The organism is Mesorhizobium sp. M9A.F.Ca.ET.002.03.1.2 (assembly GCF_003952365.1).
GTDB lineage: Bacteria > Pseudomonadota > Alphaproteobacteria > Rhizobiales > Rhizobiaceae > Mesorhizobium.
Map to the genome: position 1 here is coordinate 2,505,106 of NZ_CP034443.1, position 21,249 is coordinate 2,526,354.

Here is a 21,249-nt window from a genome sequence, read left to right on the forward strand (position 1 = left end):
TACCAGGGGACCCCCGCCTCGGGGCGCGAACCCTGTTGGAAGGCCCCTGATCAGTACCCGGACGCGGGTCAAATCGGCGGCTGCCCCCTGTCAGGCCTGCGGTGTGCAAGGGCCGCTGCCGCGGAGCTTCCTCTGCCCGATCGTCGGGCGTGCGACAATGTCGGGTTCCAGACGAGCTGGAATTACGAGAACTCGTTGGTTTGACAGTTTTCTTTATCCGGCACGCTGCATGCATGGGAGTCTACGAACGCATTACGAGCCGTTATCCATGGTTACGCCCCTCGAAGAAAGAGCCGCTTCCGTCGTAACCGGGAAACAGCCAATCCTGGGGTGGAGGCAGCCGCTAGGAGCCGCCGTAAAATCCGGAGAGCTGCGCGACAGCATCACACGCGGTCCTTCTCGCTCTTGGGTTCGGATGATGCGGTGCCCGCTGTCGATGTCGCCCATTGAGCCCAAGATCTGGAAGGCCGCGCAGGCTTTTGCCTTCCTCTCAGTCGGGACCGCGGCTCAACGATGCCTGTGAGGTTCGCAATGCTCAATGCCTGGCGGTCGCCGCGCACATGCCGCTGAGTTGGAAAACACTCCTAGAGGAGCAAGGATAAGTGGACCTCTTTTGCATTGGTATCGGTGCTGGGCCGTCTAATTTGAGCCTTGCGTGTCAGATACAGGAAGAGATTGCGCAAGGGGCACTGTTCCTGGATCGGCAGGTTGATTTCCGAGGACATCCAGGCAGCGCTTTCGATTGCGCGGAGCTCCAGGTCGGCCACTTCCAGGATCTGGTTACTCTGGTCAATCCGCGATCAGCCTACACATTCGTAAACTACCTCCACGAGAACGGGCGTCTTTACAATTTCCTCAATGCGCAATTTCACGGGGTGCTCAGAGCCGAGTTCGCTCAATATCTCAACTGGGCGTTCCAGAAGAATCCGCTTGTCCGTGGCGGCGAGGCCGTTCGCGAAATCCGCTTTGACGGCGAGTTTCGCGTGCGGACGGACAACGCGGTCCTTGATGCGAGAAACCTCGTCATCGACATAGGCAAGCAGGCGCAAATTCCGCCTCAGTTTCATGGCTGGACTGGACCCAACCTGTTCCACTCATCAGACCTAGCGCATATCCATCCTGAGGTACACAAAAAGCATGTCTGCGTGGTTGGCGGCGGACAGTCGGGAGCCGAGCTGCTGCTGCACCTTGTCGGCCGGCCGAAAGAACGGCGGCCCGCGGCGATCACTTGGGTCTTGACGCGCGAGATGCCTTTCGACGACCACCCGTTCACAAACGAGCTGTTCACGCCTTGCTTTTCGGATCGTTTTGCGGCCATGAGCGAGGTGCATCGCCAGCTGTTCCTGCGTCGTTTCGCGCTTGCCTCCGATGGGATTTCAGAAAGCACGTTGCGCGCGGTCTATCAGGCGCTCTATCACCACGCCTTTCTCGAGCCACACCAATGCGACATCAAACTGCGGCCAAGTTGCAACGTGTCGCGCTGCATCAACGCAGGGGCGGGGCACAGGCTCACGCTGCAGCGCGGCATGGATAACATCGGAGAAGTAACCGCCGACATCGTCATCCTGGCCACGGGGTACGAGAACGCGCTGCCGGACTTCCTGGAACCGATCGCAGATCGCCTCGAGCAGATCGGCAATGAGCTCGCCACCGGCGAGGATTTTTCGGTGTACTGGGACGGACCGCGAGACAGACGCCTTTTCGTTCAGAACGCCTGCCTTGGACAGCGCGGGCTGGCTGATCCGAACTTTGGCCTGCTGGCCTGGCGAGCGCGCCGCATCCTGGACAGCCTTCTGGGGCGCGCGCCATGCACCAATCCCGAGCATCTCGGCCTCATCAGCCGTACGTTGATCGAGCGCCGGCCCGACCTCGTAGCCGAAGAAATGGGCAGCGGGATATAACTGGTCTACTATTGTTCATTGGCGGTGGCATCCAGGGAATGATGTACGCCTTCGTTGCGGCGAACGCGGGAGCCTTAGCCCAGATCATCTTGACCGAATAAGCACTCGGGCCCTGAGGCACATCGTATATTCTGCGGACGTTTCCCCTACGCTCGTTAAGTCCTTACGTTCACTCGAAAGAGTGCGGTAGCCTCAGCGGCCATGGCTGAGCCCGCGCTCAGCGGGGAGGGTCCTTGCCTTTGGCGATGCATGTCGTGGCTGGACCCGGTGAGTTAGGTGAGTCCGGCCCGGTCTACCCAGCCCCTGCGCCCGCCCCGAAGCCGCTCGCCCGCTCAGCGCTATCGAGGGGGCGCTCGCGCGGCTTCGCTGACCGTCGCGTTACAGCGTAAGGACGCGACCCCAGTGAAGGCATACTCCAGTGTCGCCAATTCCGTTTCGTTGGCCCGCCGCAAGCCGGTCTTCCAACCAAAGGCCGAACTCGCCAATTCGCCAGCCAACTCCACCAACGATTGTCTAAATCCGCACCCCAGGGCGGTTCGCTCGGGCTCGCTTGCTTGAGCACGGCACAGACGGGATCGCGAGCATGATGCCGCGGAATGGGAACGCACCATGGTTAGGCACGAGGGCCCGTGCCAACGCGCATCGCGCCAATCGGCGTCGTCACGTCCGAGATTCAGCACCGGCTGCTCGGCGCTTTTACGCTCGCATCATGGGCCGGCATGCCGCTGGCGATCCATGACGCGATGCCGCCGAGGCTGCTCGTTCATGGAAAGCGATAAGCACTAGATTAATGGGCAACCTCGTCGGGACCGAAAAGGGCGCTAAACCGGCTGGCTAGATCGATCCAGGGTGCCGCGTCTCCGCGCTCTGAAGCTATTCGAACGACCGTCGCCAGATAATCGGTAAAGGCCTTCAGTCTGATGGCGCCTTGCTCAGAAAGGTGGTCAATGGCGTCAAGCCGCTGGTGAACGGCAGCCAGCATATGTTGCACCAAAAGCAGTGAGGATGGGCAAGGGCAGTCGCCCTTACTCGCGAGGCGCCTGCACTCGCTGCAAAGCCGCGGAATGTCCTCTAAGGCTAGGTCGCCGGAAAGCCGTTGTATGAGATTGTCAGTGGCGTTCCACAAATTCGCTCGCATGCAGAACGGAATGCAGCGTGACCCCATGTTGGGCTAGCAGCGCCGTAGCTCCCTCGTCGCGGTCCACGAGGCAAGCAGCGTCACCTACAATGCCCCCGACGCGGCGAACCTCTTCAATCGCCTTCAATATCGACTTGCCGCTTGTGGCAACGTCGTCAACGATCAGGACGACTTTTCCCTCGAGATCTTCTTTGGGCCCAAGACCTTCAATCACGTCCCTTGTGCCATGAGGCTTTGGAGTCTTGCGAACGAAGATCGTGTTTATGGGTTTGTTCATCGCCGAGCTGACAGCTGCCATCGATCCGATTACGGGGACCGCTCCCATTTCAAGGCCGCCGACGTACTCTGCTTTCACTTGCTCAGCGATTTTTAGGAACTCAAGAGCGGCAAGTTGCGCGCCTCGCGCCATCATCATGGTAGGCTTCATATTGAAATAGATGTCGCTCTCTATGCCCGACGAGAGCGTGTAGCGTCCGGATCGAAAAGAGCGCTCACGGACGATTTCGCGGAGTTCGTCCTTGTCGTGTTGGCTGGAATCAACTGGTCTGAATTTTGCCAGTGCCGCCATAGATCAGACCTCGCCCTAGGGAAAAAATTGGGTGCGGCATGCACCTAGTCACTACCGCTATGTGGCTTATGCAAGTGTTCGCGGGGTGTGTCAATTAATGTCAATACCGGTGCGACCGTTTCGCGCAGATTTTTCCATTATCGTTATTGGGTGCCTAAAGCGTGATCACGGGTTTCCCTACGGCTGGGTAGCGTTGGCCACCCGCCCTTGCCCGATCTCGGCAGGCACGGCTTTTCTCGATGCGGGCCGTCTCTTTGAGGATTTGGGCGTTTCATCCTCGTCCCCTCGAGTTCCGCCTCGCTCGGCCCCGTTTGCGCCAGCTTCTTAACCAGGTTGCGCATGAGGTGAGCGTTTCGGCCGCCATGTCGGCCCGTGTCGCTCTTGTGATGACGAGTGGGCAAGGCCGCGCTTTTCGTGCAACCTCCTCGTCGAGGCGCGAGAGGTAAAGTTCGAGCCGCCGAGAATTTTTGTCATCAGCACCGCGGCGCAACATTTCGGCTCGCTTCATCTGACGACGGTAGAAAGCAAAGTTCAAGGTAGGTCGTAGTCCACCTCCCTGCCGGCCGAGTCTTTACGGCGATATCGGCGACAGGGGCGAGCGTCTGCCTCTGAGGCAGACGCCGAACAGCAGGCCGAGCCTTACACTGATTTTGGTGACATTGAGTTCGCCGACACCCCTGAGATGGAGCCTATCACGGGCGGGAAGCGCCTTGTGGCAGAACTCGACAAGCGGCGCTACGTTCTGGACGCCGGCGTTGCTGACAGGACATCGAGGCGCCCGAAGGTTTCGATTGCCTGCATCAGCCGCGTTCCACCTGCCTCTCACCCTGGCAACCATTTTTCGTCAATCGATCGATCCCGGACGCCGTCGTTGGACTTCGCTGTGATCAAGATCCGCGGACCACTCTTGCTCCCTCGCGGGCGAACCGCGCTTTCCTTGCCGACCCCGCTCGCGGCTTCGGCGATCACCGCCACCTTGTCGATAAGCCGGCCACCGGCTCCCCGTCGCGCTGGTTCAACAAAATATCATTGTGAAAGTTCATGGTTTCTTCCTTTCCGATGGCGAGGCTCGGCTTCCGCGAGATAGTCGTGGACGACCTTCCCGAGCGCGAGCGTGAGATCGGCGACGAGGTGTACGGCCGAGACTACTTCCAGCACCGGCAGTTCGGCGACGGGGGCAAGCGCATGCGACCAGAGGTTCAGGGCTGCCGGGCCGGTCCAGGCGCCTCTCAGATCGATGTCCTCCAGGTGGTATTCCACGAGTTCGCAGATGCGCGGCGTGCCGTCGACATGCGGGATGATTTTGAGGAGGAAGTTCGGGTCGGCGAGCGAGGCCTTAACGCTCGCAAGGTCCGCGGCCCGGTGCTTGTAGCCCATCGTACCCGTCGCGACGCGGACCGGGCCGTAGTCCAGCGTGCCAACAAGCGTGTCCGTCTCTGTTCGGAGCGTTGGGCTGGCGAGCTTCTTGGGAAAGCCCCACAACTCGCGTCCGCCCGCTGTCGGCGGATGGTCGTCGAGAAACATGCAGTGGGTGTAGCTCCCCATGCGGCCCCAGAAGGAGACAGGGATGACCTGTCCGCTTTCCGTGTAGTCGCCGAAGCCCGTCGAGTCCGGCATGCGAATGAACTCGAATTTGACCAGAGGCTCGCACACCTGAAGCGGCTCCGGCACAAGGTCGCGCAGTTTTTGCGGATCGGTGCGATATGTGATGATCAGATACTCCCGGTTGCTGAAGCGATATGGGCCGGGTGGGTAGGCTGGGCTGGTCAGGGGCATGGCGAAAGCTCTCCCACGGACGGTATCTTGGTGCATGTTTGAAATTCCTTTGTGCTGGCTCAAGTGGGCTTAGATAGGTCTCGATGATGGCGGCGAGGCTCTCCGAGGTGCCTTCGTTAGCCTGGATGCATGGCGTGATCGCGCGTAGCCATTTTGCGCTGGGCAATTGCCTCGGGGCGCACTCATTGTATGGTCGCGGACGCGGTTCCATGGGTCCGGTTGTAGTCGAGAGGCAAGATTCGAGGTAAAGTGATTTTGTTCCTCATTTGAAGGCGCTGCTTCCCGTCTGCTCTCGTGGTAGGAGGAAGTGGAGTGGCGGCCAGCTCCGATTTCGCCTCATGGCGGGGTTTGCGGATCAACGCGCACGCGCCATGCCAAATGAGAATCGTTCGAGGCAAAGCGATAGATCTTGCTCAGCTACGTTACGCCTCCGACGTTGTCGGACATCGGATAGCGCCGAACAGGACCGCTTGCGGATTGGGAGGACGTGTCTTTTGCGCAAGAGGACCTCCGCCCCTCAGGCAAATAGCTCCGACCGGGGCGCTATGCTTCACCACCGTCGGCCCGGGAAGTAACGCTCTTTATGCCGAGGTGTTCTCCCACTGGACGCCGCGCATTCGCCATCATGTGAAAGAGTTCTACTGCTCGACGACCAGAAATTCTCGACCAGCCGGGGCACATGCGGCTAGGGCAAGGAGGCTCTGGGCCCAAAGGCAGGTTGACGTCGTGCGTACCCATTCGGCGCTGGTACGCCCGCAAGGTGAGCTGGACGCGCTCCGCCGGGGGAACGAGACATTTCAAGGGATCTTGCGATATCCGTCGTGTTAGCCTCGCCGTCTTTACCGGTGTGGTTCGAGGCGCTAGTCAGCGTGACGCGCCTTGCATAGTGCCCGATCACCCGACAACGCCTGTGATCCATCGCGAGGAAATACAGCGGACCTCATTTGCTGGCAGAATGCCTATCCGACCCAATCGTACCTTCTAATGGCGGCTGGCTATCCGGCGGCGCAGATTACTGCAGTCGCGCTCGAACGTGGGCAGGTAGCGTCGCTCGACGCCTGGCTGCAGAAGTGGAGGCAGCGAAGGGCATCCGATACATTGGTGCAGCATTATGTTCTGTCGGGGCTCAACGCCGCGCTGATTGAGCCCAATGCCGCCGACTTGCCAGCCGCGTGGTGATTTATGTCCACGAGGCAAGGATCCACACGCGGCGGTGGCGGCACGAGGACCAAGCCGCCCCGCACTTTCGACCCGGCGCCAAAGTGCCACTGCTCGAGGACGCCGGCCAGTCTAATGACAGGCGAGCCATCCAAGCTCTCACCTGTCCTAAAGCGGCTGGCTCAAGAGGGCGAAACCCGACAGCGGCAGAAGACATGTCAGGTTCACGACAATCGGCCGTGTTTGGGCTCGTGGAGAATTTTCAAAGCATTCCCCGCCGCTTACCGGAGCTGAGAGGGGTTGGCACGCCCATTGCTGCTTGATGGGCGGCAACACTGTGAGAGGGCTGAATCGCATGCAAACGCGCAAGACGAGCGATGGCCTCCTGATCCGTGTGTTGCGATTCTGACAGAGAACCAACTACGCATAAAAGCCACGAAAGGTGTGGGTAGCTTTGGATAAGAACATCATGGAACTGCGTATGGGGTCCCCGGCTCCTCCGATCAAAGTGGAGAACTGGCTGCGTGGCGAGCCCGTCAAAAACTTTAAGCCCGGCAAGGTCTACCTCGTTGAATTTTGGGCGACTTGGTGCGGACCATGTGTGACGGCCATGCCGCATTTGGTTGAACTGCAGGAGAAACATGCAGACAGCGGATTTGAGATTATCGGAGTCGCAGCTGGCGAACGGGCTGCAACCGCGGACGAGGCACGTACTAAGGTGGATGCCTGGCTGACCGAGAAGTTCTTGAATCTGAATTATCGTATCGCGTTCGATTACACTGGCGAAATGAACAAGCTCTGGATGGATCCCAGCTCTTCGATCGGGATTCCCACCTCGTTCGTGGTCGACCGCGACGGCCACATCGCTTTTATCGGCCACCCGGCGGAACTCGATGACGTTTTGCCGAAAGTCCTTAACGGCAGCTGGCGCAGCAGCTATGAAGCGAAAGCCGCCGATGCAAAGCGAATCGCGCGTAACCAAAGTATAGCGCGCGAAAGGTCGCTGACCCGGCCGATATACGCCAAACTTAGGCCGGCGATGCAGGACGAGGATTGGACAGCGGCACTATTGGCCATCGAAGAAGGCCTCGCCGTGATGCCAGAATCTTATCATTTTCGGCAGATTCATGCGGATCTTGTGCTTCACAAGCTGCGCGACATCAAAACCGGCTTGCCGCTTATGCGCCAATTGGTCGAGGACGCGATCGACAAAAAGTTCGAAGCGATGTCTTGGATGGTCATGGCGCTGAACCAACTCTTCGATCCCACGATCGACAACTCCCATCTTCCGCATGATGATCGCTTTGCGATGGGCAACGAGCTCTCAGAACAGATCCTGGAACTTAATCCTCCGCAAGGCGACGGGCCCCTTAAATTCCGTTGGTACATCCCGGTCGCTCAGTATTATTACGAGAGCGGCAACAAGGATCGCGCGATCGAGCTGATCGAGGTGGCAATCAAATCGCTGGACCACCCGGAGCCAATGCCGGACCACACCAAACAGCACTACCTCACCCCGTTGCTCCAAGCCCTGGCCAACTACACGGGTGAGCCCGCCTGTCACGCAGATATCTGTGTGGCTCCGCAAAATAAGGCTTTCGAAACTCAAAACGCAGTCACTTCCTGAGCAAAGATCGCGAAGGGGATGACAATTGGAATTGAACACTGGCCAATCCGCCCATCGAGGCTCGCTTCGCAGCAAGTATGTCGATGCAGCAAGGGCGGGCGGCTTGCGGCAGGTTGGATTTCAATTGCGTTGACCACCGGTCGGATCGCGGCGCAGACGATGTGCGCCGCGAATTCGCGCCGTAGGTCTCGCACTCGTGGACATGTCGAGGTCGGCCACGGGGCACTCTTGCGTGGGGTTGGCCCGCCCAAGCCATTCGTCGGCCACGCAAGTGGGCCCGGAGTGGGCATCGCAGAAAAAGGAAATCGTCTCTCGAAGACGAAGACTGAAATGAGAAACAACGAAATGCCTCATGCACCGGTTGGCCCTGATGTCAACAAGGACGAAGAAGCCCTTGCTCGCCCGTTCGTCAAATGCCTTCTGCGGCTGATCCGTACTCAGGATTCCTTCGGCTTATGGGAAGGCAATTCGGACGCCGAGCTGCTGGCCGAATTCATCATCACCAAGGAACAGCAATGTGCGACCCCTCTCATCGGCGATCCTGATTCGGACGCGCTGTGGAGGCTCGACATGTTTTACACCGCCGTGGCGCTTGCGATTGAGGAGCGCTCCGGCGTGTCGACGTCGCCAATAATCGGAATGAAACCCCTGGGGGCTTCCGGCGGTTGGTCGTTCTATCGAGACGTCCACCGGTTCGGCTTCGAGACTTTCCGCAAACTGGCTGAGGCCGGTACGAAACTGGTCGACGATGCGACTGCAGCCATTGAAGCCTAGCCCGAGATGGCGCGCATCAAGAAAACCATTGTTCCAGGAAGGATCTATGTCAGACCTAGATAAGATGAGGAATAAAGTCCGAAAGCTCCAGTTGCGTGCAGCTATTGCCAAGATGGCATTGCAGGACCTTGTCGAGGGTCTGCCGGGCAAGTGGGCCGACATACAGGAAGTCGCCGAGAAAACCCACGCCGTTTATGCCGAGTTGGATGTTGCCAAGAGAGAACTCGCTTCAATGAAGAATTTAGGATGACGCGCACATTCACCACCCGTGACGGCTCCATTTGGATGCCGTCGTACCTGACCTTCATCGATAGCAAGACCTGCATCGGCTGCGGCCGTTGTTTCAAGGTCTGCTCGCGCGATGTCATGCATCTTCACGGTGTCAATGACGCGGGTGAAATCCTCGGCCCCTGCGATGACGAAGACGACGATTTCGACGGCGAGCTCAATCGCATGATCATGGTTGTCGATGATGCCGGCCGCTGCATCGGCTGCGGAGCCTGCGGCCGCGTCTGCCCCAAGAACTGCCAGACGCATGTTGCGGCCGACGAGCTCGCAACATGATCTGGCGAAAAAACCAGGAGAACGGCGTTACACTTCATATCTTTTGTCGGCTTGTGGGGCTGATCCTGTGCAGCAATGCGTCGATGGTTTACTTCGCTTCGCATTCGCCCCGTGTGGCAGTCGTCACGACGCTGGCCTGTTCGCTGCTGCTTCAGGCCTGCTATTTCGGCCGCCTACTCTTTCTGATCCGGCAGTCTAGCCGCGCTCGTGGAACTCGCCACAGGGGCCAGCATGTCAATGGTTCCAGGAAAGCTCGGGTATCAGTCGTCTGAACTCTGATCAGCTGCGGAATGAAATTTCAGCTGTGTCCGAGCTAAGTCAATTACCCAGCATGTGCTGCTGCTTTGACGCGCGAATGACATGATCAGTGCTCAGGCCCACACCACTTTTGGTAACCCTCTGATCACTGAGCTGATCGATATAGGGGATCTGTATTTGGCAGTGGGACGCGACCACATTCGGTTTGTCCTTAGGCCAAGGAGATGCGGGTGTTGGGTCGATTAGGCACATAAGAGTCATCGCAGCACGCCGGATGCGGTCTGCTTGTCGCAATGACAAACTCGGTGCTGCAATAACGATGAACGTCTTCTGCACCCGCTTCGAAAGACGGGTGGCTTTGATCACACACACCCTTGGGCTGACCGGTGCGTAGCCGGTTCAGGTACTTTTTTGCTGGAGAGAGCATGCTGGAAAAATTCGAACGTTATCCGCTCACCTTTGGGCCCACGCCGATCGAGAGGCTCGACCGCCTCGGCAAGCATCTGGGCGACAAGGTGGAAATCTACGCCAAACGCGAGGACTGCAACTCTGGTCTCGCGCTCGGCGGAAACAAGCTGCGCAAGCTCGAGTACATTGTGCCCGACGCGATCGCGTCAGATGCCGATACGCTCGTCACAATCGGTGGCGTGCAGTCCAACCATACGCGCATGGTCGCTGCGGTCGCCGCCAAGATCGGCATGAAATGCTTCCTGGTCCAGGAGAGCTGGGTCCCACATGATGATGCCGTCTACGACCGGGTCGGCAATATTCTCTTGAGCCGCATCATGGGGGCAGAGGTGCGCCTGGTTGACGAGGGCTTTGACATCGGCATCCGCCGCAGCTGGGAAAAGGCACTTTATGAGGTCAAGGCAAGGGGAGGACGGCCCTATGCGATACCGGCCGGCGCCTCTGTCCACAAATACGGCGGCCTGGGCTATGTGGGGTTCGCTGAGGAGGTACGCGCCCAGGAAAAGCAGCTTGGGTTTGCCTTCGACTACATCGTCGTCTGTACGGTGACTGGTTCAACCCACGGCGGCATGCTCGTCGGGTTCGACAAGGACGGTCGACAGCGCAACGTGATCGGTATCGATGCCTCCGCCATGCCCGCCAAGACCAAGGCGCAGGTGCTTGGCATCGCCCGAAATACAGCGAAGCTCGTCCACCTCGGAGCGGAAATTGTCGAGGAAGACGTGGTATTGCTCGAGAACTACGCGTACCCGCGTTATGGCGTTCCATCGGAGGAAACCAAAGAGGCAATCCGTCTGTGCGCGCGGCTCGAGGGCATGATTACCGATCCCGTTTACGAGGGCAAATCGATGCAAGGGATGATCGACCTCGTCCAGAGGGGCTTCTTTCCAGAGGGATCGAGGGTCCTCTACGCACATCTAGGCGGCGCGCCGGCGATCAACGGGTACGGCTACACCTTTCGCAACGGCTGACATTCGGCAGACTGCGATTCCGCCGTCCTGCCGTACCGGACGTGCATAACATCGTTTCAGCGCTGGGCCGGAAAGGCCGAGGTCAATTTCGCGGACGTCGATGATCTGTAGAACTGTTCATTCGCTCCGCAGAGGGCCGGCGAATCCAATCTCTTCCTAAGGCCGTTGGCCGTAATCGAAAGACACGAGGCCGGCGAGTTCGTGCTCAGCTGTCACTCTGTTAGCAAGGGAACGGAATCCAATCCCCCGGAACAGATGGCGAGAGTTGAGCGAAGACTGCGGTCGGAGCTCCTGCGCTTCCGGGTCTCCGAGGGACGCCTTTGCGAACCGAAGGGAGTTTGATGCGTTGACGTGCCGGCGTGCGGCAGGTTGGGCCAGCGACAGGGCTCCCGGCCGGCCGGGAAGCACCGCCCTCTTCAATGTGCGTTGACTTCGCTTTCTTTGGCGAAATGTGGGTAACGGCGAGGGCCGCACACTTCCCGGACCCAAATGACCGTCGACATTCCCGCCCTTTTGGTGCGTTCGCCGTGAGGCGCGACAATTCGGTGCCCGCGTGTAACTGCGGGCATTCGCCGAAGCTTAGACGTGGTGCATTCCCGCCCGCCCGCTCGGCGGACAGTCCGGCCGTGCTGGTTTTGCCGGCCGTAACGCCCCCGGCTCGTCGGTAAGGCCTCACTGCCACACGCCTCTCCGGCAACGGCTCGGCGCATCGCGCAACCCGGTTGGCGCTCAGGCCAGGCCCTTCGCTAGTTCCAACGCCTGCCGTTCGAAGAGGCGGCGGTAAATGCCACCATCGAGATCGATCAGCGCGGCATGATCGCCGTCCTCCATGATGCGGCCACGGTCGAAGACGAGCAGCCGATCGAGCGAGCGGACCGTCGACAGCCGGTGTGCGATGACGAGTGTGGTTCGACCCACCATCAACCGATCCACCGCTTGTTGAATGAGCACCTCGGATTCCGAATCGAGGCTCGATGTGGCCTCGTCCAGAATAAGGATCGGCGCGTTCGCGAGGAAGGCGCGCGCGATCGCCACGCGCTGGCGCTCGCCGCCGGAGAGCTTCAAACCCCTTTCGCCGACCAATGTCCCATAGCCCTTCGGCAGGGGCGCGATGAAGTCGTGCGCACTGGCCAGCCGTGCCGCTTGCTCGATCTCGGCCTGGCTCGCGCCAGGCCGGCCATAGGCGATGTTCTCGGCAAGCGACCTGTGAAACAGGATAGGCTCCTGCTGCACTATCGCGATCTGCGAACGGAGCGACTCTTGGGTTACTTCGGAGACGTCCTGGCCGTCTATCAGGATCCTGCCGCCGCTCAGGTCATAGAGTCTCTGGATGAGCTTCACGAATGTTGTCTTGCCGGAACCGGAGGGTCCAACCAACCCAACCCTTTGGCCAGCTTCAATCGACAGCGAACATTCGCTATAGAGCGGCAGGGGATGGTCGGCGTAGCGGAAGTGGACGTTCTCGAAATCGATACGGCCCTTCGTGATCCGGATCGGCTTGGCCTCTGGACGATCCGCAACATCCAGCGGCTGATTGTGGATGGCCACCAGTTCTTCCATATCATTAACCGAGCGTTGCACGTTGCGGACATGTATGCCGGCATCACGTAGATAGCCCTGTAGGACGATGAAGGACGTGAGAACATATGCTATCTCGCCTGGCGTTGCCTGTCCGCGAGACCATAGAAGCAGGGCATATCCGATCACCGCCACCCTGAGCGCAACCAAAGTGACGCCTTGGGTTGAGCCGATGATCGTTACCCGCACCCAATTCCGGCGCGCGCGGTGCCGCCATTTCGTCATGATATTTGCAAGCCGCTCGTCTTCGCGAACCTCTGCGCCGAAGCCCTTGACCACAGCGTTGCAACTGACCGCGTCCGCAAGCGCGCCGCCGAGCCTTGTGTCCCATCGGTTGGCAAGGCTCGCCGCTGGCGCGACATAGCCGAGCGACAGCGAAATCGAAAACGCAAGGTAGACGAGAGAGCCGCAAGCAAAGATCACGCCCATGACCGGCCAGTGCCAGCCGAGCAGCACCGTCGAGCCGATCAAGATGACAAACGACGGGAGCAGCGTGACGAGTATCGTGCTGTTGAGGAGGTCGAGCGCCCACATGCCGCGCGTTATCTTGCGCACTGTCGAGCCGGCGAAGCTGTTTGCATGCCAGTCTGTCGAAAAGCGCTGCACATGATGGAACGCTTCGGTCGCGACATCGGAAATCATTTTCAACACCAGGTCGCTCAGGCCAATGAAGGCGACGTGGCGCATCGCAATGCCACCGAGTGCCAATCCAATCGGTACAGAGAATGCTGCAACAGCTGAATCCCAAGCTGGTGCTGCCGCATTAGCAGCACGAGAAACAGCGTCGATGAGTCGGCCAGAATAGAGCGGCATCAACACGTCAGCCAGCGTGGAGGCGAGCATCGCGGTCATGATGATCGCGAGCCGGGCCGGCTGCCTGTTCCAGAGGCGAACAGTGAAGGCGAAAACGTCGCGACAAGTGGCGCCGCGCCCATGGACGGGGAAACGTTTCATAGTTTCCAAGCGGGCGCATCAACACGCTCGCTCCCAAAGAAGTTAAATGACAAAGCTGGAATTTTCGACCTCCCCCACAACAGCATCAATTTTGGCGGGCAGCTCCTGGCGCCTCACAATGTGAGCTTCAAAGGTCGTGCCAATTGAGCGGGAACAGCCGAAGGACAAATTCAGCAGGTTGCCGAGCCTGGAGAAAGTCAGCCGCGATCCAACGCGCCGCGAATACTTTCCTGCCCACATCCGGTCAATCGAATGCTCGACTGTCGGATTGTGCGCTCCCCGACACAGTGCTGTTCGGTTCGCCTCCTGGGTACCTCGCTCCAGTCGGTTTACAACCTGAAAAAGCTCCGCTCGCAAGGTGGCACGACTCTTGATGCCACGTCTTTAGGTGGCGGAAGAGAACTCCGGCTGTCGATCCGTTCACTACGCATGTTGCGATGCTGGGCTGGAGCTGTGCACCTGAGGACGCAACTGAAGGAGAGATCGTGAAACTCCCGCGGATTGAACTCGAGTTAGGTCTATTCCTCAACATGACTGATGGTATCGCTCAATCCGAACGGTTGTTCGAACTGTTGTCCGCGTTTGCGCTGAAGTTCGATTGCCCTTGGATTGCCTATGGCCCGCTCGCATCAAAACAGAGGGTTTTCAAGCCGAACCGACAGGATTCTGTGGTGATGTGGAATTATCCTGCTGAATGGCAGGAGCGCTACTCGAGAATGGGCTATGCCAAAATAGACCCGCTCATCAAGAAAGGTCGAAAGGAGGCAGGGGCCTTTCGATGGAGCGAGGTGTATACCGATAAAAGCATAACTGAAGATGGACGCCGCGTCTTGGACGAAGCAGCAACATTCGGCTTGAGGTCAGGCGTTACCGTCCCTTTACATGGCCCTGCTGACAGCTTTAGGTTTATGAGTTTTGCTCAATCCTCGGACTGCGAATTGCTAAATAGAACGATCACCTACCTGCAAATGGCCGCGCTACGGTTTCATCTGATGGTTACGAAGTTCGACACTACGACTGCGTCAGAACAAGTTCATAGCCTGTCTGCGAGAGAAATAGAGTGCATTGATTTGGTGTCACAAGGAAAATCGTCATGGGAAATAGGAACTATTTTAGGCAGATCACGAAATACGATAGATTTCCATTTAAAAAATGTAATGCGGAAGTTGGATGCGACCAGCAGAACGGTAGCTGTTGTAAAAGCTTTGGAACTTGGGATTATCGAACGGCAGTAGGTTGCGCAGCTAGTTCTCCGCCCGTAGTAGCGCGAGTGATAGCCGAGACGCTCCGGCGTGCGCTCGCTCTTCGAAGCATCCAGCGCATCGTCCATCTCGGCCTCGAGCACCTCCTGCATGACCGCGCGGATCACCTCGTTCAATCTATCCGGGTTCCAAAGCAGAATGTCTTTGACGGCAGCGCTGGCGGTCTTACTTTCTGTCTTGATCATGGCGGCGTTCCTTCCAGGGAATCGGTGACGTTGAACACCACCCTGTCATGACCGCCCACTCTCAGCGAATTTGCAGAACTCAGCACGCCATTCCGTCTTAAGCGACTGACGCATGAGTGATGTGTGTCCAAATCTGACAGCCGTCAGAAAACATGTCGGGTTCAAAACAGCGGAGCGTCTTGGGCCTGTCGGGCTTTTCGAAGCCCATCACGCAGTAACTGCGCGCCAGGCGCACTGGCACGGCCTTTGCTGGTCGAGGTGCGGCAATATAGGGTGAGGGTTGACCCGCATGAGAACACGGAACTCGCTCGATGAAAGGGGTGATCGACCTCATCCAGAAAGCTTCTTTCCGGCGGGTTCGAGGGTGCTGTGCGCGCATCTCGGCGATGGGCCAGCGATCACCGGTTGAGGCTACATCTCCGGAGCGAGTGATGCCTCGAAAGATGCAATGCTGTCTCTGGTCCGACGCGCTCGAAGTTTGTGAGGAGTCGGCCCGGCAAATCGGCGAACCGGGCGGCTTAGGCTGCCAAAAGGGTAGATGGCCGCGTTGCCTCAGTAGATCAGCAGGCGGTGCCAGAAAGCCAAAGGCACACCATCGTGGCGCTTCGACGTAAGTAGATGGGAGTCGTCACCAGTGATTTTGCCGGAACTTCGCTTAGCAAACACAGCCGGCAGGGTTTTGGAGATAACGACGACCACGGGATGTGTCGTAGGATGTTCATATTGTCCCCAGGACAAGTTCGCGGTCCGGCAAAGAAAAGTGTCTCATGCGAGTCATCTGGGTCTTGAAGATTTCAAGCGGTGTCTAGCCCGCGTACCGGCTTCCGTCGACATTGGTTTTGCGGGATACTCCGAACCTTGGCTCAATCCGGACTGCACCGAAATGGTGGAGCACGCCTTCGCCAAAGGCCATGGCATCAGGATTTTTACGACGCTGGTGGGAATGAACGGGGAGGACCTGCAACGATTGCAAGCCTTGCGCTTGGGCGTATTCGTGGTTCATGTTTTCGATGATGGCACCTACATGAACAGCCGCCTGGTCGGAGACAAGTATCGCGATCTGGTTCGTCAACTCGTCGACGCGGATATCCCCTTGATCCGGTTCGTGGCTTTGGGCGAGCCCCACCCAGATATAGCCGACATTATTCCTACCGAAGCACTGATAAGAGCGCGGCCCATGAGCAGTAGGGGTGGAAGCGTCGACCCTAAGATCGTTGCACCACGCCAGCCAGTGGTCGGAGCCCTAACCTGCGTGGACGAACGACAGTATCGGAATGTTCTTCTTCCAAACAGCGACGTTACCCTGTGCTCCATGGATTTTGAACGGCGTCACGTATTGGGCAACCTTCTATATGAGGGTTACTCCGCTCTGTTTGAAAAGCCAGTTTTTCGCGAAATCGTCGACCGCATGAATGGAGCGGATGGTTTTCTGCTTTGCAGAATGTGTGAATTCGCCGACCCAAACGACCGGACCTGAGTGGATGCCGGCCGAGAGGGCGTACCTGGCAATCCGGATGGCCCCACGGCACATGCACCTGCCGGCGACGCGATCGTGTTTTCACGTTACGCGAGCATGATCCCGTAGGCGCGGCAGTGGGCCTCGACCATTCCCAGACGAGCTCATCGAAAGTGGTCTTCGGCTTCCAACCGAGCTTGTCGGCCTGCCTGCCTTGAGGTAACGCCGATCACAGGTCAACCTCGGTCGGACGGAAACAGCGTTGTCGATCCCGATCAGCGCTTGATTGCTTACTCACGGCCCACCTCGTCAACGCCTTTACCCTCCCAGACTATCTCCTTTTCGACTCGCCTGAAGGCAGCAGCCCCAGCTGCGGCCGGGGATGGTTGCCGTCGCGGTAGTGGACGTTCTCGAAACCGATTCGGCCCTTCGCCAGCGCGTCTCTCGGTTGCTTCCGCCTGGCCTACAAACGGGCTTTCCGTCAAGGGCGCCCACGGCGGCCCGCCCTCTTGACCCGGCGGCTCGGGCCAATCATCTCGCGCAAGAGATCGGAATCCGCAGTCTTCTCCAAGAGAGCGCGGCTTTCGCTCTGTCATCGGTCATCAAATAGTTTCTTGAATCAGGTTGGTGTCCGCAGCCCGAGGTTGAACGGCGAATATTGATGGCCGCCGCAAAGCCGCTCGCTCGCTACGGCGCTATTGAGGAGCGCGCTCGCGAGCGGCTTCGCTAGCGCCGAGCTACACAACCTCTGGCGACGCGACCCTGCTAATCGTCCTTGGACCCATTCATTGTCCGGAGGCGCTATGGGTAGCGATGGGTGGGTACGTCAACTACCTGATGCCATAGTAGCGGTGCTTTCGCGGAAGCTTTAGAAACCATCCTGTTGCAGCACATTCTCCGAAGGCATCCGAATGGAGGGCAACGCAACCCAACAATATTCGATGAGGATCCCGGCATCACCAGACCAACCAAAGCTTCCTCCGGCATTCTGCTCTCAATGTTAGATGACGAACATCTACCGCAAACCACTAGCCATTAAACAGCTCTCTTCTTTGACGACCTATGTGCAGAGGACTCAATATGAACACCGACCCTTTCACGGCCCATGAGTCCAACGTTCGTCGCTATGGCCGGTCGTTTCCCGCGGTCTTTGCGAGGGCACTTGGGGCCACCATCTGGGACGAGTCCGGTAACGCATATATCGACTTCCTAGTTGGGTCCGGGGCGCTCAATTACGGGCACAACAATCCGGATATCATGGCGCCGGCGATTGAATATCTCGTCGGTGAGAACATTCTTCTGTCACTTGATATGCATACGGCGGCAAAGCGTGACTTCATTGAAGGGTTCGTCGATTGGATCCTGAAACCCAGAGGCCTTTCGTACAAGATTCAGTTTCCTGGGCCGACCGGCACGAACGCCAACGAAGCGGCTCTGGCGCTGGCGCGAAAATACACCGGCCGCTCGAGCGTCATGGCCTTTACGAATGCGTTCCACGGCATGTCGCTCGGCTCTCTAGCGGTGTCGGGCTCGGCCTCAACCAGGGAACTGGGAGGCGTTGCTCGCCACGATGTGATCCGTGTTCCCTATGACGGCTATCCGAGCCAAGCTTTCGATTCCGCCAGTTACATCGACTGCGTTTTGAGCGACCCGGGGAGCGGAATAGAAAAGCCGGCCGCAATCATTCTGGAGACCATCCAGGCAGAAGGCGGCATGAACGCCGCATCCGCAGCTTGGCTCACGGAAATTCAGCGCATTTGCCGTACTCACGGCATTGTTTTTATCGTCGACGATATTCAGGCGGGTGCGGGCCGAACTGGCGATTTCTTTTCATTCGAGTCCGCAAAAATCGAACCGGACATTGTGTGTCTTTCCAAGTCCCTAAGCGGTTCAGGTAGCCCGCTTTCCATCGTTCTGATTCGACCCGACTTGGACATATGGAAGCCCGGAGAACATAGCGGGACTTTCAGAGGCAACAATTTCGCCTTCGTGACGGCAGGAGCCATGTGCAAGATGTGGTCGGATAGGAAATTTACTGCAGGTGTCGAGCGGACAGCCGTCAGGCTGCAAACGCACCTCGATCGCCTGGTTGCGAAATTTCCCAGATACATCCAACAAAAGCGCGGGCGCGGCCTGATGGCCGGCCTGAAATGCCGTTCACCGGCACTTGTCGGCCGCGTGCACGATGTCGCATTCGAAAATGGCCTTCTTATCGAATCCTCGGGGCCAAATCGCGACGTTATCAAAGTCCTCCCGCCGATAACCATCACCGATGCCGAACTCGATCGTGGCATCACCATCCTTGATCACGCACTACAGGAGCAAGACAATGCCTAAGCAGATAACTCAAGTGCCAGCCATCTCCCCGGTTTCGATCAAAGAACGGACCGGGTCGATCAACACGGGGGAGATCATCTCGGTCCTGAAAGGTGAGCTCACCGCTCTGCACGTCAAGCAAGCTTTCAGCACCGAAGTAGCCGAGGAGATCACCACGAACTTTATTGGAAGCTCCGGTCTCAGAGAGCGTAGAGATGGTGTGCCCGGACAATATGTCGGCGCATCTCACTACAGGAAGGATGCAGCCACCTATTTCGCAGATGCGGAAGCTGCGCGACCTTACGTCGAGGCCCTTTTTAAGAATTTGGTTGACCCGGTCCGAGCAATATTCGGCGCGTTGAAGCGAGAGCTTCACAACCAGGGTATTGAATTGCGGCTCGCCCGTTCGGAACGCGGTCAGGCCAACGTCTGTCGCGCTCTCAGTTGGTCAGGCAGTGGCACGTTTTCCTTGGATCCCCACGACGACGTCGCTCAAGTCTTACGTGCTGGCGATGATTACGAGCTTTCTGCGGTGGCGCACAATACGGTCGCAGCGCTCAACCTCTATCCCAGCATGTCCGAGCACGGGGGCAATCTGAGGCTCTGGAGCCATAAGCCGACAGTTGCGGACCGAAAGTCGCAGGGTGTGGAGACCACTGGATATCCCTATTCGGCAGCCTATCTTGAGGCCGTCCCGTGCCGCGAGTTCCAGCTCAAGGCCGGGGATATCGCCCTAATCGATGGCGGCTTCGTTCACGGGGTTACCGGTCAATCAGGCGACGGAAAGCGTCGCCTGGTGCTGAATTGCTTTTTCGGGTTTGCGCGGCCGGATCTTGTTCTCTGGTGGACCTGATAGGCCGTGGATAGCGGCGACTGTTTTGTGCCGATAGTGAAGGCGTCACCTCCGTCATAGCGGGGAACCTTCAATGACAGACCCCTCCGGACGTTTTTCCATTCTTCCGGAGGGGGCGAACCTGACTTGTTGAGTTCAGTAAAATGGCTTGGCAGTGACTTTTGCGTCCGCCCAGCCCCGTGTTTGCCGGAGCGGCGGACTGTGGCGCCTGCTCAGGCAGCCAGCGCCCTCAGGTTCTCGTAGTGGCTGATCAACTCAATGTACCTGACGCGGAAGTGATATGGCGATCCAAAATTCTACCCATCCTATCGGCTCCGGCGGGGCGAGCATGTCGACTAGAGAACTTCTCGAGGCGGCCGCCGATGAAGTTTGGAGGCCGTACCTGTATCATCAGACCTTTGATGGCGTAGATGCGGCCCAGAATATCGCCGACGACGGACAACAGCCACGGGTTTATTCTAGCGACGCGCTTTGTTGCGGCACATTCGGCGAGTTGCTCCAAGGACAGTTGCCGGTCGGTTCCGTTCCCGGGGACCCTCACTTCTTGATCACAATGCCTATCGCGCTCTTTGCGCGAGCTCACTTCATGCCGATGGCAGGCACACAATCCGTAAGCGTTTATCCGTCACATAAAATCAAAGCGAAACGGCTGGCTGAGAATCTCGTGATTGCGCTCGGCGCCTCAGGAGGAATCCTCCTTTTGGAATCTGAGCTCCCTGAAGGCAAAGGACTCGCGAGTTCGTCGGCCGATCTTGTTGCGACTGCACGGTCAATCGCCTGCTGCTTTAAGCGTAGAATCCGGACACTGTTGATCGAAAAGCTAATGGCGGACATCGAGCCATCCGACGGGGTGATGTACCCGGGTGTGGTTGCATACCAACAGCGAGCATGTAACCTTCTCTCGTTCCTTGGCCAAATGCCGCCGCTTGCGATCGTTGGTATCGATGAAGGAGGGACGATCAAAACCGTCGATTATGATCAACGGCGAGGTGAAATCTCCGCCAGTCGAAGAGCAGAATATCAAGGACTCCTGGACCGCGCACGGATAGCAATTCCGCGGGGTGACGCGGCGACGATAGGCAAAATAGCCACTGCCAGCGCTCTCCTGCATCAGGAGCGGACTCCAAAGAAGCATCTGAACTCGATGTTGAAAGCATCGCAGGCCACCGACGCTCTCGGGGTGATAGTCGCGCACAGCGGCACCATGATTGGAATCCTGCTTGATCGAACCGCGGATGACTTTACACGAAAGATTCAGTCCGTGCTCGCACATGTGTCGCGATTCGACAACTCGCCAAGAATTTACCGGACCATGACTGGCTGCCGATGAGGTAAGAAATATGGACGCTGCTCGCAAACACCTTCTATTCTCCGGATATTCTGATGCGTATGCTCTTCCTAGAATTATTAGGTGCGGGACAAACCTTTATCTCGCGCAGTTC

Annotated in this window: 16 protein-coding genes and 2 pseudogenes; 14 read left to right on the forward strand and 4 right to left on the reverse strand. The window is 58.2% G+C overall.

Going from position 1 to position 21,249, the window contains the following annotated elements:
- Nucleotides 1-602 precede the first annotated feature (602 nt).
- Entirely contained in the window at nucleotides 603-1,901 is a 1,299-nt protein-coding gene (locus EJ066_RS12270) for a SidA/IucD/PvdA family monooxygenase (protein WP_126038045.1), read from the forward strand.
- A gap of 629 nt (nucleotides 1,902-2,530) precedes the next feature.
- Nucleotides 2,531-2,680 carry a hypothetical protein gene (locus tag EJ066_RS31295; protein ID WP_165778317.1) on the forward strand — a complete coding sequence of 50 codons (150 nt, stop codon included), beginning with the start codon at nucleotides 2,531-2,533 and terminating at the stop codon, nucleotides 2,678-2,680.
- A gap of 330 nt (nucleotides 2,681-3,010) precedes the next feature.
- Here EJ066_RS31295 and pyrE read toward each other — a convergent pair whose 3' ends face one another.
- Together pyrE and EJ066_RS12285 are read right to left on the reverse strand one after the other, a co-directional pair.
- Nucleotides 3,011-3,607 (reverse strand): orotate phosphoribosyltransferase, encoded by a 597-nt coding sequence (gene pyrE, locus EJ066_RS12280; RefSeq protein WP_126038051.1) that lies wholly within the window; start codon nucleotides 3,605-3,607, stop codon nucleotides 3,011-3,013.
- 1,026 nt (nucleotides 3,608-4,633) lie between these two features.
- Nucleotides 4,634-5,419, reverse strand: coding sequence for an acetoacetate decarboxylase (locus EJ066_RS12285; RefSeq protein ID WP_126038054.1), 786 nt, complete (start codon nucleotides 5,417-5,419; stop codon nucleotides 4,634-4,636).
- A 1,591-nt stretch (nucleotides 5,420-7,010) separates the two neighbouring features.
- Here EJ066_RS12285 and EJ066_RS12295 point away from each other — a divergent pair.
- The 6 genes from EJ066_RS12295 (at nucleotide 7,011) to EJ066_RS12320 (ending at nucleotide 11,203) form a co-directional block, all read left to right on the forward strand.
- The gene (locus EJ066_RS12295; protein ID WP_126038057.1) at nucleotides 7,011-8,168 is read left to right on the forward strand and encodes a TlpA disulfide reductase family protein; all 1,158 of its coding nucleotides are present in this window, start codon (nucleotides 7,011-7,013) and stop codon (nucleotides 8,166-8,168) included.
- Nucleotides 8,169-8,498: 330 nt separating this feature from the next.
- On the forward strand, nucleotides 8,499-8,942 hold the full coding sequence (locus EJ066_RS12300; protein WP_245455125.1) for a DUF269 domain-containing protein: 444 nt from the start codon (nucleotides 8,499-8,501) through the stop codon (nucleotides 8,940-8,942).
- A gap of 46 nt (nucleotides 8,943-8,988) precedes the next feature.
- Nucleotides 8,989-9,192 (forward strand): CCE_0567 family metalloprotein, encoded by a 204-nt coding sequence (locus EJ066_RS12305; RefSeq protein ID WP_095517143.1) that lies wholly within the window; start codon nucleotides 8,989-8,991, stop codon nucleotides 9,190-9,192.
- Nucleotides 9,189-9,506: a ferredoxin III, nif-specific gene (gene fdxB / locus EJ066_RS12310; protein ID WP_126038060.1), complete on the forward strand. Its 318-nt coding sequence runs from the start codon at nucleotides 9,189-9,191 to the stop codon at nucleotides 9,504-9,506. Before EJ066_RS12305 ends, fdxB begins: the two co-directional genes overlap by 4 nt.
- 83 nt (nucleotides 9,507-9,589) lie before the next feature.
- Nucleotides 9,590-9,778 (forward strand): exopolysaccharide production repressor protein, encoded by a 189-nt coding sequence (locus tag EJ066_RS12315; protein WP_245455198.1) that lies wholly within the window; start codon nucleotides 9,590-9,592, stop codon nucleotides 9,776-9,778.
- Between the two features lie 411 nt (nucleotides 9,779-10,189).
- The gene (locus EJ066_RS12320) at nucleotides 10,190-11,203 is read left to right on the forward strand and encodes a 1-aminocyclopropane-1-carboxylate deaminase (RefSeq protein WP_126038066.1); all 1,014 of its coding nucleotides are present in this window, start codon (nucleotides 10,190-10,192) and stop codon (nucleotides 11,201-11,203) included.
- A gap of 729 nt (nucleotides 11,204-11,932) precedes the next feature.
- Here EJ066_RS12320 and EJ066_RS12325 read toward each other — a convergent pair.
- Entirely contained in the window at nucleotides 11,933-13,735 is a 1,803-nt protein-coding gene (locus EJ066_RS12325) for an ABC transporter ATP-binding protein (protein ID WP_126043834.1), read from the reverse strand.
- Between the two features lie 485 nt (nucleotides 13,736-14,220).
- Between EJ066_RS12325 and EJ066_RS12330 the strand changes: the two genes are divergently transcribed.
- A complete protein-coding gene (locus tag EJ066_RS12330) occupies nucleotides 14,221-14,970 on the forward strand; it encodes a LuxR family transcriptional regulator (protein WP_126038069.1) in 750 nt (249 codons plus the stop codon).
- 17 nt (nucleotides 14,971-14,987) lie between these two features.
- Here the strand turns inward: EJ066_RS12330 and EJ066_RS12335 are convergent.
- A pseudogene (locus tag EJ066_RS12335) lies at nucleotides 14,988-15,182 on the reverse strand (transposase); the annotation flags it as partial.
- 305 nt (nucleotides 15,183-15,487) lie between these two features.
- On the opposite strand from EJ066_RS12335, the pseudogene EJ066_RS12340 reads away from it, so the two are divergent.
- From EJ066_RS12340 to EJ066_RS12360, 5 genes and pseudogenes are all read left to right on the forward strand, one after another.
- A pseudogene (locus tag EJ066_RS12340) lies at nucleotides 15,488-15,591 on the forward strand (aminocyclopropane-1-carboxylate deaminase/D-cysteine desulfhydrase family protein); the annotation flags it as partial.
- Nucleotides 15,592-16,065: 474 nt separating this feature from the next.
- Nucleotides 16,066-16,659 (forward strand): SPASM domain-containing protein, encoded by a 594-nt coding sequence (locus EJ066_RS12345; protein ID WP_126038074.1) that lies wholly within the window; start codon nucleotides 16,066-16,068, stop codon nucleotides 16,657-16,659.
- Nucleotides 16,660-17,718: 1,059 nt separating this feature from the next.
- Nucleotides 17,719-18,975 (forward strand): diaminobutyrate--2-oxoglutarate transaminase, encoded by a 1,257-nt coding sequence (ectB, locus tag EJ066_RS12350; protein WP_126038077.1) that lies wholly within the window; start codon nucleotides 17,719-17,721, stop codon nucleotides 18,973-18,975.
- Nucleotides 18,968-19,807 (forward strand): hypothetical protein, encoded by an 840-nt coding sequence (locus EJ066_RS12355; protein WP_126038081.1) that lies wholly within the window; start codon nucleotides 18,968-18,970, stop codon nucleotides 19,805-19,807. Before ectB ends, EJ066_RS12355 begins: the two co-directional genes overlap by 8 nt.
- 280 nt (nucleotides 19,808-20,087) lie before the next feature.
- Nucleotides 20,088-21,137, forward strand: a complete 1,050-nt coding sequence (locus EJ066_RS12360) for a hypothetical protein (RefSeq protein WP_126038084.1) — start codon at nucleotides 20,088-20,090, stop codon at nucleotides 21,135-21,137.
- Nucleotides 21,138-21,249: the final 112 nt, after the last annotated feature.

Bases quoted from the DNA above. Each gene is read 5' to 3' on its own strand.
- fdxB (WP_126038060.1), top strand. From the start codon at position 9,189: ATGACGCGCACATTCACCACCCGTGACGGCTCCATTTGGATGCCGTCG.
- EJ066_RS12300 (WP_245455125.1), top strand. From the start codon at position 8,499: ATGAGAAACAACGAAATGCCTCATGCACCGGTTGGCCCTGATGTCAAC.
- EJ066_RS12325 (WP_126043834.1), bottom strand. From the start codon at position 13,735: ATGAAACGTTTCCCCGTCCATGGGCGCGGCGCCACTTGTCGCGACGTT.
- EJ066_RS12295 (WP_126038057.1), top strand. From the start codon at position 7,011: ATGGAACTGCGTATGGGGTCCCCGGCTCCTCCGATCAAAGTGGAGAAC.
- EJ066_RS12305 (WP_095517143.1), top strand. From the start codon at position 8,989: ATGTCAGACCTAGATAAGATGAGGAATAAAGTCCGAAAGCTCCAGTTG.
- EJ066_RS12320 (WP_126038066.1), top strand. From the start codon at position 10,190: ATGCTGGAAAAATTCGAACGTTATCCGCTCACCTTTGGGCCCACGCCG.
- EJ066_RS12355 (WP_126038081.1), top strand. From the start codon at position 18,968: ATGCCTAAGCAGATAACTCAAGTGCCAGCCATCTCCCCGGTTTCGATC.
- EJ066_RS12285 (WP_126038054.1), bottom strand. From the start codon at position 5,419: ATGCACCAAGATACCGTCCGTGGGAGAGCTTTCGCCATGCCCCTGACC.
- EJ066_RS12345 (WP_126038074.1), top strand. From the start codon at position 16,066: ATGGTGGAGCACGCCTTCGCCAAAGGCCATGGCATCAGGATTTTTACG.
- pyrE (WP_126038051.1), bottom strand. From the start codon at position 3,607: ATGGCGGCACTGGCAAAATTCAGACCAGTTGATTCCAGCCAACACGAC.
- ectB (WP_126038077.1), top strand. From the start codon at position 17,719: ATGAACACCGACCCTTTCACGGCCCATGAGTCCAACGTTCGTCGCTAT.
- EJ066_RS12315 (WP_245455198.1), top strand. From the start codon at position 9,590: ATGGTTTACTTCGCTTCGCATTCGCCCCGTGTGGCAGTCGTCACGACG.
- EJ066_RS12360 (WP_126038084.1), top strand. From the start codon at position 20,088: ATGGCGATCCAAAATTCTACCCATCCTATCGGCTCCGGCGGGGCGAGC.